The 12151-nt window shown below is 49.6% G+C and carries 11 protein-coding genes; all 11 read right to left on the bottom strand.

Annotated elements, in window-relative coordinates; translation table 11 throughout:
- Positions 1-6: 6 nt before the first annotated feature.
- The gene (locus tag ARCVE_RS02140; RefSeq protein WP_013683137.1) at positions 7-1020 is read right to left on the bottom strand and encodes a 3-dehydroquinate synthase II; all 1014 of its coding nucleotides are present in this window, start codon (positions 1018-1020) and stop codon (positions 7-9) included.
- Complete coding sequence (locus ARCVE_RS02135) at positions 986-1786, bottom strand: 2-amino-3,7-dideoxy-D-threo-hept-6-ulosonate synthase (RefSeq protein WP_013683136.1); 801 nt, start codon at positions 1784-1786, stop codon at positions 986-988. Before ARCVE_RS02135 ends, ARCVE_RS02140 begins: the two co-directional genes overlap by 35 nt.
- A 260-nt stretch (positions 1787-2046) precedes the next feature.
- Positions 2047-2925, bottom strand: coding sequence for a universal stress protein (locus tag ARCVE_RS02130; RefSeq protein WP_013683135.1), 879 nt, complete (start codon positions 2923-2925; stop codon positions 2047-2049).
- Between the two features lie 96 nt (positions 2926-3021).
- Complete coding sequence (locus tag ARCVE_RS02125) at positions 3022-3453, bottom strand: DUF1634 domain-containing protein (protein WP_013683134.1); 432 nt, start codon at positions 3451-3453, stop codon at positions 3022-3024.
- Positions 3454-3465: 12 nt separating this feature from the next.
- The gene (locus tag ARCVE_RS02120; RefSeq protein ID WP_156785991.1) at positions 3466-4440 is read right to left on the bottom strand and encodes a sulfite exporter TauE/SafE family protein; all 975 of its coding nucleotides are present in this window, start codon (positions 4438-4440) and stop codon (positions 3466-3468) included.
- Between the two features lie 247 nt (positions 4441-4687).
- On the bottom strand, positions 4688-5809 hold the full coding sequence (gene qmoC / locus ARCVE_RS02115; protein ID WP_013683132.1) for a quinone-interacting membrane-bound oxidoreductase complex subunit QmoC: 1122 nt from the start codon (positions 5807-5809) through the stop codon (positions 4688-4690).
- An 11-nt stretch (positions 5810-5820) separates the two neighbouring features.
- Positions 5821-8052, bottom strand: coding sequence for an FAD-dependent oxidoreductase (locus ARCVE_RS02110; protein WP_013683131.1), 2232 nt, complete (start codon positions 8050-8052; stop codon positions 5821-5823).
- Between the two features lie 4 nt (positions 8053-8056).
- Positions 8057-9289 carry a CoB--CoM heterodisulfide reductase iron-sulfur subunit A family protein gene (locus tag ARCVE_RS02105; RefSeq protein WP_013683130.1) on the bottom strand — a complete coding sequence of 411 codons (1233 nt, stop codon included), beginning with the start codon at positions 9287-9289 and terminating at the stop codon, positions 8057-8059.
- Positions 9290-9383: 94 nt separating this feature from the next.
- Positions 9384-11264, bottom strand: a complete 1881-nt coding sequence (aprA, locus tag ARCVE_RS02100) for an adenylyl-sulfate reductase subunit alpha (RefSeq protein ID WP_013683129.1) — start codon at positions 11262-11264, stop codon at positions 9384-9386.
- Between the two features lie 17 nt (positions 11265-11281).
- Positions 11282-11728, bottom strand: coding sequence for an adenylyl-sulfate reductase subunit beta (aprB, locus tag ARCVE_RS02095; protein WP_013683128.1), 447 nt, complete (start codon positions 11726-11728; stop codon positions 11282-11284).
- A 109-nt stretch (positions 11729-11837) separates the two neighbouring features.
- The gene (locus tag ARCVE_RS02090; RefSeq protein WP_013683127.1) at positions 11838-12143 is read right to left on the bottom strand and encodes a DUF6955 family protein; all 306 of its coding nucleotides are present in this window, start codon (positions 12141-12143) and stop codon (positions 11838-11840) included.
- Positions 12144-12151 lie beyond the last annotated feature (8 nt).

The following is a 12151-nucleotide window of genomic DNA, read 5'->3' as shown; positions in this document are numbered from 1 at the left end:
CCTTCGTTACCTCTCGATGATGAACTCCTCCACACCCACGCCGAAGTGCCTCGCCTTTTGGCCAACCCAGACGAGTACCTCGTCGCCTGCTTTGAGTTCTGCAACTGATTTGTGCTTCCCTTCCGACGTTATCAGCTTTATTGTTTCGGCGTTCTGCAGTATTACGCTGCCCTCCTCTCCGTTGGCTACTGCTCTCACGAGCATCAGGGGGCGACGCTCTATCTTAACCCTTCCAACGTAGCTCTTCCTCGCTGCTCCATCGTACCTCACAATTTCCACTTCATCGCCTGTCTTGAGTTCTGCAAGGTACTTCGTTTTGTCACCAACTTTTATGTACGCGTTTACACTGCCTGCGTTTACTCTGAATGGGCGGGAAGCGACGTACTCGCTCTCCTCACTCTCACTCGCAACGAGGAACATAAAACCGGCTTTGTTGCCAACGAGCATCCCCTCTCCAACGCTCATGAGCGTAACTGTGTCTATGCAAACCCTCTCCCCGACACCGAGAGGTTTTATCTCCACGATTTTTGCCGGTTTGAGGTTCAGTCTTCCAGAGTCCTCCATCACGGCCTTGAAGTAGCCAAGCAGTTCCTCCCTGTTGCCTTTAACAGCAATGCCATCCGCTCCTTTCTCGAGTGTCGTCAGCACGACCCTTGCGTCATCAACACTGCTAACTTCAGCAATGATCTTCGCCCGCTTGCGCATGGCTATGAGGTTTTCGAGAGGGATGATGCGCCAGTCTGAAAAGCTCAGGAAGAGATAATCCGCATGTTCCGAAAGCTCAATAGCTTCTTGCTGCGCTTCCGCAGACGTTATGTCCAAGAAGTACGCCTTCCCTTTCCCAATAAGTCCTTCGCCGTCGCTCTTCCCAACAACAGCTATTCTACCCAGCTTTGCGGCTTTTTCCGCAAATTCATCCTTCACAACGACGCCAGTAAAGCCTATCTCTATAGCATCCTTCACCTGTTCCTTGACTTCACTCCAGTTATCGCCCTCTGTTAGTAACCAAATTTCTTTCATATAAGACCTCCATTGCCTCTTCGACACTTATGCCATTGTGTATCACACGCTTTAAAGCTTTTACTATAGCCGCTGGATTATTGTGCTGGAAGACATTCCTGCCTATCGCCACACCAGCAGCGCCAGCAAGCATTGCCTGAGCTACTTCTTCCAGCAGTTTCTCATCGCTTTTCCTGCTCCCTCCCGCAACGACTACAGGAATAGGTACGTACTCAACCACCTCCGCAAAGCTCTCAACGCTGCCCGTGTAATTCGTTTTCACGATATCTGCCCCAAGTTCGTAGCCTACTCTCACAGCGTGCTTTACAGTCTCTGCGGCGATGGCAACATCCTTTCCTCTTGGGTACATCATAGCAAGTAGAGGCATGCCATATTTATCGCAAGCTTCGGATATTATTCCCGCATCTCTGATCTGCTCACATTCCGTTTCGCTCCCGACGTTTACGTGTATGCTGACCGCATCCGCACCAAGCTCTATGGCTTTCTCAACACTGCAAATTATTACCTTCTCGTTTGCATGGTAACTTGTTGATGCACTCAGATGGACGATCAGACCCATCTCCATTTCGGCAACGTATGAGGAGTGCTTCACGACGCCCTTGTGCAGAACTACTGCATCAGCAATTCCATCTATTGTCCTGAGGATGTCGTCGATTCTCTGGATTCCTTCCACCGGTTTCGTTATTCCGTGGTCCATTGGTACGATTAGTGCTTTTCCACCTTTCAGGATCCTTTTCATGCGCCTCCTTTTCCCCACCAATTCCATACACCCCTTTTATTTTTTTGATAAATATTTAAAAAGCCAAGAAACCTGAACACCGTGAAGCCGTTGAAAGAAGATTTCAGCAGCTAAAGCTAAACCACCAAAAACCGAACCAGAATCCGAAGTTATAACCCACGTTCGAATGGATTAATTCCATCCCACAAAACTTACACAGCAGGCATATAAAAGTTTCGAAAGCTAAAAAATAATGTCTCACTATGCAGAGGTATAAAATAATTTAATTAAAATAAAAATAAATGTTACTACCTGCAGGGTACGACGAGAGTTGGCACACTTGACTCCTTTATCACAGCATCCGCGGTACCTCCGAGGAGGATCTCCTTCAGCCATCCTCGTCCAGTCTTTCCAACGACGAGCATCGAGGCTTCAAAACTCAGCAGCTTGGCAAGGATTTCTTTCGACGCTATTCCGGCATCGACCTCAGTCTCGCATTCTATGTTGAGCTTCTTAGCATACAGTTCGAGGGCATTCTTTGCATTCTTCATGTTAGCCTCCATCTCCTCGACGCTGCCGTAGTCAACGACATGATAGAGCATCGCGCGCTTAATCTTCTCGCTAAACCTTCTGACAACGCTCACAACGAGTTCAGAGCACGGCGAAAGGTCGAGAGCGATCAGAGGTCTCTCAAATATTGTTGCACAATCGCCAAGGCATTCAATTGACTTCTTCTCCTCATTCCAGTCGTACTTGAGAACAAGAACAGGAACGCTGCTCTTTCTGATGACATTCCTTGCCGTGCTGCCTATCTGCATCTTACGCTTTATGTGCTTACCCTTAGAAGGTATTACAACAAGATCAACCATTTCGCACGCAGCTCTGTCAACTATTTCTATAGACGGACACTTTGCTTCAACCGCTATGACTGGCGATATAGAACCAAAACAGACCAGCCCAGTGACTTTAACCCCTTTCGCTTTTAACTTCTCAACAATTTCGTCGAGCCTCTCCTTCGCTCTCATTTCGAGCGCGTGAAGAACTTCAAACTCCTCTGGAACTATATCCACCACATGAATTACGATGAGTTCCTTAGCCCCCATTTCAAATAATTTCGGTATGCAGTTCTCGAGGGCGTGGAGAGACACTTCCGAAAAGTCTGTCGGAAACAAAATTTTCTCAAACATAGATTCACCCGATTATTTTTTCTTGTTCTGAAACTATTTAATATTTATTACAGAATAGCCAGAGAAAATTATTAAAATGGTATAAAAAATAATTATTCAGTGCTTGAGTGTTATTACACCCATGGCCGCCAGCGTCAGTATCACTGCAACAACGAGGGCAAATACAGCAAATAACATCTCCTTCTCCTTGAACATCGCTGCTACTGAACCCCACATGCCAACTACCGCTGCCAGACAGGCTATCGCTATTCCAAGCATGGCAATGGCATCACCATAGCCAAGCATTCCAAGGTACCAGTGACCGTGCGGAACTTCGTCAATGCCGGCACACTCCTCCCAGATGGTGTGAACATCTGCCCCAGCCCACAAATGGGCGAGCAAACATTCACTGTCAACGTAGCCACCAGATGTCAGGTATATGAACGATCCTGCAATGGCTATAACCATGCCCACAATGACCATCCAGTACGCAATCTCGCCATAAACCACTCCAGCAAGGGGTGGTTTCGGAGCTTCTTCCCTCCCCATGTCAATCCCTCCTTACAAATAACCCAGCCCGGTAAGCCCAGACTGGAGCAGTTTTAGTCCGGAGCCGAACATTATGGCAATGATCAGGTATCTGACAAAGCCAGCTTTGACTCTCAACATTATCTTTGCCCCGATGAGTGTACCCACGATGAGGCCAATCATACATGGCACTGCAAACAGCGGAAATATACCACCACCCATGATGTACGGCCATATGGCTGCAGTGTCACCTATTCCAATCAGAACCTTGCTACATGCTGCCGCAACTTTTAGCGGGGCGAGCATAACGAGGTTGAACACAGGAACCATTGCCCAGCCAGCTCCAAGACCAAACATTCCCGAAATCAGGCCGACGCCGCAAAACAACAGAATTGCTACAGGAGACCTTGTAACCTTGTAGTCCACTACACCGCCGAGAGATTCTTCCCAGTAAGCCATCGCGAGGCCGAGTCTCTCAGATAAGCTGTCCACGTTCTTCACTTCGGGATATTCGACTCTCTTGCCTCCAAAGAGTATCAACAGAGCTATGAATATGACCAGCACACCAAGGCTCAGCTTTACGAGGGCGTCACCCGTAGCACCCATAGTTTCTTTAACGTATCCCGCAAGCAGCGCTCCAATGACAGCAAATGTTGCATAAGGTACTGCTGCGAAGAAGAGTAGCCTGACGTTTGCAAGACCTCTTCGCAGGAAGGGGCGAGCGGCAACAAGCGCTCCGGCCATGGCGACAAAGAGGCCTGTTGCTCTGATTATGAATGTATCAATATCTGTAAAGCCCATCATCAATGGTGTAAAGACGACACCGCCACCAACTCCACCAAGCACCGCTACAATGCCTATGATTATACAGACCAGCAGGAAAACCAGAAAGAATACAGGGGGACTCATACCCATTGTTGCATCCTCAGCGGCAAGCGCTGTACCGGTGCACGCAAGCAGCAGTAGCACCAAGAGTATCGCTTTCCCTACTAAAGAGGATCCTTGCATAAATCCATCTCTTATAGCCATTTTATTTTCCCTCCGGTTCTTTATGCTTTACTCCGCTGAGAATCAACTTATATAAAGCTTACTAAAAATTACTACCGCGTAGTAAATATTTCATTGAAGATCATGAGTATTTCAAGCCTCTGTATAACTAAATTATAAGCCATTTCAAATAAAAAATAAATCAAACCAATCGATTTGGCGCCCCGAAATAATTAAGATTAAAATTTGGTAAAAAATATTGAAAAAATCACTTACCATAGCACTTCTCGTACGTCATTACGATGGTTCTATAAGCGAGGTGCGCAAACTTCGAGTATGGAGCATAGATCAGCAGAACGAACACTGCAACGAGGTGTACAAGGTAGAGGTAGTACGCCGCTGCAACGTTCGCGTACCTCGCCACCTCAGTGAGAATGCCCGATATCGCCACCACATAGAGTGTGCCAAGGAATAGCCAGTCAAAGTATCCTCCAAAGCCGATCTTGTCCTTCCTTACGATTCTCTCGTAGATAACCCACGTTGCACCGCCGAAGAGAAGAATTGCACCGATATTACCGAAGATCTTTGCCGGATCAGTTAATGGCAGCCCAAGCTCCTTGCCCATCAAAAGGTACACAAAGGCAATGGTTGTACCGATGCCGATAAGAATGAAGCCGTAGAAGATGCCAAGGTGTGCGTAGAAACGATACTTGGACTCACCACATTCCTTGAACCTGCTGTGTAGCAGAATCTCTATTATCGATGAGACAAAAGCAGTCAGAATGTCCTGTGGAGCTTTAACTTCCCCATCACCCGTTGGAACGTAAATTACTCTGCCCCTCTCCTTCGATAGTGCCGTCCAGTAGCGATAGAGCCCGATAATTATTGCAACACCAACCCAAGCCCCGAGAGCCATGCCAACGAGCTCAACGTGTTCGTGCGGTATGAAGTGGGAGAACATCACCTCTCCCTCAGGTATCGTGAAGCCGTGCGGAGCGAAGGCTGCAAAGTATATTGCCAGTAGAAGTATCGGTATTGCAACGAGTAGCGGGAAGTAGGCAGGATTCAGAAATGCCCTCGCAAAAAATGTTGGGAAGGAATAATTGGCAATCACCGCTGCCCTAATTGCACTGAGCACCTCTCCCGGTCTCGCTCCTCTTGGGCAGTATGCTGAGCAGTCGTTGCACTGGTGGCAGAGCCAGATGTTGGGATCGCGTAGCAACTTCTCTTTCAGCCCCCACTGGGCCCAGATCATCTCCTTTCTCGGGAATGGGTTTTCATCCGGACTGAGCTTACACACCACGCTGCACGTTGCACACTGCATGCACTTCTTCAGTGATTTTCCACCAGCATTAATTACATCCTTTACAAACTTTGGGTCAGCTTCCATATTCCACCACCTCAGAATCCCTTGTACGGGTTAGGCCCAACCTGCTTAATCTGCTCAACGAACTCCTCAATAATCTGCGGAATCTTGTCGTAGTCAGATATGGCAAGTTCTACGAGCTTCACTCTCTCTGGTTCGAGCATCAATCGCTGCAGGGTTTCCTGGACGTTCTCCATTCTCCTGTTGGCAAGCTCACTACCTCTTATGAAGTGGCACTGGTAGTCCTCGCCGTACTTGCACCCAACCATTAGTATGCCATCGATTCCTCTTGAAAGTGAGTCCGCTATGAAAACAACGTTCACTGAACCGAGGCAGCGGACGGGTATAATTCTGACTGAAGAGTCCCACTGCAGGCCATTAAGTGCGGCCATGTCCAGCGCCGGATAAGCGTCGTTCTCGCAGAAGAATGCTACTATCCTGTATATTCCCTCCTCCTCAGGAACCTTGATTGCCTTTAACATCGACGAGATCATGTCAATGGAGTAGCCCTTGAATGAGATTATGCGCTCTGGGCACGCACCAAAGCATATACCGCATCTCCTGCATCTCAGCGGGTTGGGCTGCGGTGTACCTTTCTCGTCCTCGTCAAGCGCACCAAACGGACATTCTTCGGTACATCTCTTACACTGCGTACAGCGCTGGAGGAAGAACTGCGGGTAATCGATATCTCCCGTTCTCGGGAAGGTTGTCTTACCCTGAGAAACGAGCTCAACACACTGGATTGCCTTCAGAGCTGCACCCTTTGCGTCGTCAATACACTCAGCTATGCCCATTGGTGCCCTGACACATCCAGCAGCGTATATGCCCGTTCTCCTGCTCTCGTACGGGAAGCATATGTAGTTGGAATCCGGTAGGCCATAGCGGAGCGTTGGCAGCTCCGGCCCCTGCCTGTACTGCAGGTTCAGTATGTGCCCCCTGCCCTTTAGCTCCTCCACAAACTCGGGAGTGAGCTCCTTCTGCTCAATGTGGGAGTACGGTATCTTGCAGTCGTCCGGATACTCCTCCTTTATAGTGTACAGGCCGTGCATCGAAGACAGCATTCCAGTTGCGAGAACAACCTTGTCAACCTTCACCTCGATAGTCTCTCCGAGCAGAGTGTTATCCACCACCACAACGAGCTTGCCATCCTCCTCTCTGATCTCCTTGATGTCGCCTTTCGTTAGGAACAGCCTCTCGTCATCCTGCATCGCCTTGTAAAAGTCTTCATAGAGACCAGGTGTACGCATGTCCTTGTATATTATGTAGGCGTTGCCGCCCTTCTCTGTGACGTACTTAGCCTGCTTGAGTGAGACGAGACAGCAGACCGAAGAACAGTAAGGTATGTGGTTTGGATCCCTCTGACCAGCACACTGAATGAACAGAACGTCGCCACTAACTTCACCGTTCTTTGCCATTTCCTCGAATTCTATATTGGTAACTACTCCATCATACTTTCCGTAGCCAAGCTCTTCCAGCTTGCTCGCATCGTAAGGCTTCCAGCCAGTGGCAAGCACTATGGCACCAATCCTTATCTCCTCGGTGCTTCCCGCCTTGTTGAGAGTAACGTCGAACAGACCTGGCTGGCCGGAAATCTGCTCTATTGTTGTTGAGGTGTAAACAGTTATCTTCGGATTGTTTTCAACCTGACTGATCATGTCCTGCACAAACGATGTATCTACCACAGAGTTGTATGGCTTCTCAACGGGCGTCAGCTTGAAGAACTTTGCAGCCCATCCACCGAGGCTCGCTTCTTTTTCGACGAGTACCACATCGTAACCAGCGTTTGCAGCTTCGAGCGCTGCAGTCATGCCTGTAATACCACCACCAACGACGAGGATTGTCTTGCTCGTTTCTTCGAGGAAGGGTTCGGCAAACTCAGTCTTCTGAGCTTTAACTATACCCATTCTTACGTAGTCTTCAGCCAGAGCCTGTGTTTCAGCTTCCTTGGGTGGGTGACTCCACGCAACACCCTCACGAAGGTTTACTCTCTCAACTATGATGTTGCCATCGAAATCAAAAACATCCCAGTTAACACGCGGAGAACATGCAGCTATAACTACGGTATTCACTCCTTCGTTGTCAATATCGTTCTTTATGAGCTGGACACCTTCTTTACCACAAAGGTTCGGGTGAGTCTTGCACGGAAGCTGGAGCTCCTCATTTACCACCTTGGTGAGGGCTTCGATGTCAATTGCGTCGCTGATTCCACAGCCGGTGCAAACGTAAACGCAGATCTTCTTCTCCACTTTCTTCTCTTCCTCCGCCACGTTTTCACCTCCTCAAAATCTGAATGGCCTTAAGAGCCGCTCCAGTTGCGTCTTCAACACAGGAAGCTACGTCTGCTGGCTTCCTTGCACATCCTGCCACGAATATGCCCTCTTTTACCTTTGCAAATCCATACTCGTCCTTTTCAAGCGCTACATCGCTCGGCTGCATGCCCGTAGCAAGTACGACCATGTTGACCTTCTCCTTCCTCTTGACACCGGTTTCAGTGTCCTCCGCCTCAACAATCAGATCGCCGTCCTCAGCCTCGACGATGTTCGCTACCTTGCCCTTGATCAGCTCAATGTTCTCGTCAGCCTTAACCTTGGCGAAGAAGTCCTCAAACCTTCCAAAGGCACGAATGTCTATGTAGAATATGTACACTTTGGCATCGGGGTACTGCTCTCTTATATAGGTCGCCTGCTTGAGCGAGGCAAGGCAGCAGACAGCGGAGCAGTACGGCAGGTGGTTTTCATCTCTACTGCCTGCGCACTGCACAAACGCTATGCTTTCAATGGGTTTGCCATCAGAGGGTCTGACGATCTTGCCCTTCGTGGGCCCACCAAGGGCTGCGAGTCTCTCAAACATCACATTGGTTATTACATTTGGATGATCGGGCAGGAGGTTGTCGAGCTTGGACTTGTCGTACGGCTTCCAGCCAGTCGCAACAACTATCGCTCCGGCCTTCAGGTTCAGAGTTTTTGGCTCCATCGCAAGGTCTATCGCATCGTACGGGCATGCATCAACGCACGCCTTGCAGCCCTCATTCTTCTGGCAGTACTCTGCATCTATTACGTACTTCATGGGGAAGGACATCTCATGTGGAAGGTAGATTGCCTTGGTTTTGTCCATTCCGTAGTTGAACTCGTTTGGTCTCTCTGCCGGGCAGGCTTTGACACATTCTCCGCATGCTGTGCATGCATCGGTTACGTAGCGGGGGTTGATTTTGACCGTAACATCGAAGTTGCCAGGTTCGCCGCTGATGGATTCGACTTCTGCGTTTGTGAAGTACTTTAATCTTGGCAGGTTTTTAAGCCTTTTAAACAGAATCTCCAGCCCACAGTACGGCGGGCAGAGCTTGGGGAAGTATCGCCAGAGTTGTGCAACCCTTCCACCGAGGTACGGGTTTTTCTCGACAAGATAAACGTTATAACCTGCTTCCGCTGCTTCTATGGCAGCCGTTAATCCTGAGATACCACCTCCAATAACCAGTATGCATCCTCCGGCCTTTTCTTCGCTCATAGTATACCTCCCTGTAGTTTTTGAATGTCAAAATGGTTCACAAACAAAACAGAAAAGAAAAAACGAAAAAAATTGTAAGGCATATTTACCAGCCTTACGGGACGAGCTGGACGTAGGGCCTCGTGAAGAGGTTCCACTCGCCCTTCTCTGCGTCGTATGTGCTGTTGACGAAGACCTTCCAGTTGTCGTCGTCGATCTTCGGGTAGTCCATCCTGTAGTAGTATCCAGGCCACCTGGTCTCCTTCCTGAAGAGCATGTGCCTGATGTGGGCCTCTGCAGTCCAAAGCCTGTGGATGAGTTCCCAAGCTCTCAGCAGCTCGTGGAGGTCTCTTGCAGCGAGCTTCTCGCAGTCCTCCTTGAGCATCTGGAGGAGTTCGAGACCTCTCTCGAGCATCTTCTCATTGGTTCTGTACCAGGTCGTAGCTCCAGCAGCGTACTCGTCCATGATCTTCTGGAGTCTCCAGAGGGCCTGCTTGGGCAACAGGTAGTTCGGGTTAACGTCGTCTCTGGTTGAGACGCCCTTGTTGTTCTCGTAGGTCTCAAACGGCTTGTAGACGAGCTGCTTGAGCTCCTCAACCTTAGCCTCGTCGATCTCCGGGTTGGGGTTCTGCTCTACGATGTACTTGACTGCAGCCTTACCAGCGATTCTACCCTCTGTGAACGAACCGCTCGAGAACTTGTGGGCGGAAGCTCCCGAGTTGTCACCGATTGCGAACAGACCCTTGATTGTTGTCATCCTGTTGTACACCATCGGGAAGGTCTGCTTGTATTCGTCAGGCATGATGTCCTCAGGTCCGCAGACCCAGATACCAGAACAGCCAGAGTGTGAACCCATGATGTAGGGCTCTGCCGGGTAGATCTCAGAGGGTACCTTCTCTGGCTCGATGTTCTGGGCAGCCCAGAGGAATGCCTGCGAAACGGTCATGTCCAGGAAGTCTTCCCAAGCTTCGTTGATGAGCTTCTTGAGGTCCTTGCCCTCCTCCTGCAGCTTCTGGATGGCGATGTCCGTTCTCATGTAGATTGGACCTCTGCCGTTTGTGAGTTCTTCAAGAGCCTGGTGGTTTCTGAGTGGAGTTGGTGTTGGCGTGGCACTTGCGTATGGCTCGTACTGGGCAATCGTGTCCTTGTTCTTTATGTACTCCTCACCGTATGCGTTCGTGGCGGTTGACTTGAACAGGAGGAACCATGCACCGACTGGGCCATAACCGTCCTTGAACCTGAGCGGGATGAACCTGTGCTCCATCTGGGTCAGCTCAGCACCAGCCCAGAGAGCCATCGTGTAACCACTGCCCGTGTTGAAGATTGCGTACCAGATTCTACCCATACCCTCTCCAGTGCTTCTCGGCCTGAAGAGCAGGGTTGCACCACCGGTTGCGATGATGACTGCCTTGGCCTTGAATACGTAGAACTTGTCCTCTCTGACGCTGAAACCTACAGCTCCAGCGACCCTCTTGGGGTCGTTCTTGTCCATGAGCAGGTGGGTGATGAATACTCTCTCGTAGATGTTCTCCTCACCAATTGCCATCTTGGCAGCCTCAGCGATGATGGGCTTGTAAGACTCACCGTGAATCATGACCTGCCAAGGACCTTCTCTAACGTACTTGTCGCCCTCTTTCCAGATGGGGAGACCCCATTTCTCGAAGAGGTGCACAGAACCATCAACGTGCCTAGCAACGTCGTAGACGAGGTCTTCTCTTGCAATACCCATCATGTCAGTGGTAACGTACTTGACGAATTCTTCGGGTGTGTGCTGTCCGAAGATTACCTTACCGGACATTCCCATATAGGTGTTTATAGCAGAGAGACCCTGGGCAACGGCACCACTGCGCTCAATTGCAGCCTTCTCAACGAGTGTAACTTTAAGGCCAGCGGCCTTACCCCAGTATGCTGCCTCGTACGCAGCACCACATCCCGAGAAACCACCACCAAGTATCAAAATGTCCGTCTCAACTCTCTCAACCTTTGGCTCAGCCATTTTTTACACCTCCAAATTTACTTCTTGAGCGTGGGCAGCTCACTAACTTCCAGAATGTCTGGCTCGCCCGTAAGCAGTTCGTCCTTCAGCCCGTCAGTGCTCGGCTCGGGCAGACCCTCGAAAGGCTGGATTGAGCCCCACGGAGTTGTCCTGATGGGGAACTTGAACCTCAAGATCTTGCCGTTCCTGAACTTCACTGTCCACATGATTGCATCGGTACCCCTCATGGGTGTACAGGCTGCACCAAGAGGTACGAAGTCCACGTAACCCCTCATCTCAATGGCACCCTGCGGGCAAATCTTGACACAGCTGTAGCACTCCCAGCACATGTCGGGCTCCTGGTTGTACGCTTTCATCAGCTCTTCGTTCAGTTTCATCAGGTCGTTGGGGCAGATGTACTGGCACGCCGTCTTCTCCAACGCCTTACAACCGTCGCACTTATCCGGGTTCACATAGCTTGGCATTTTTCCACCTCCAATATACCGTTACTCAACTTTCTTTACTTATTTTCTCTAATATTCACCCAATCCTACCCGATCCCCTCTAAATTTTAAAAAATTTAAACTTTACTTTTTATGCCGATTTCAGAAACTCCTCGATGACTTCTGGCCCGGTTGACTTCAGCTTCAGTGCTATCTCGAATATCCTGTCCTTCACTTCCCTCGGCAGAAGTTCGATCGTTCTCGTTGTTGAAGCATCGTACTTCGCCATCGGAAACTTCTTCAGGATTTCGTCCTTCTGCTCCTCAGTGCACTTTATCTGAAGAACCTTCATCCCTGCGAGTTTGTCATGGGCAAGGTCTGCAAGTCCAGCTTCCTGCAGCTTCTCGTAGCGCTCCTCGTTAATCCAGATGTTAATTCCAATGTCTGCCTCGCTCATTTTCTATC

It is taken from the genome of Archaeoglobus veneficus SNP6, assembly GCF_000194625.1.
GTDB lineage: Archaea > Halobacteriota > Archaeoglobi > Archaeoglobales > Archaeoglobaceae > Archaeoglobus_C > Archaeoglobus_C veneficus.
Note: the sequence above shows the minus strand (reverse complement) of the source record. Positions and strands in the feature narration are given on the sequence as shown.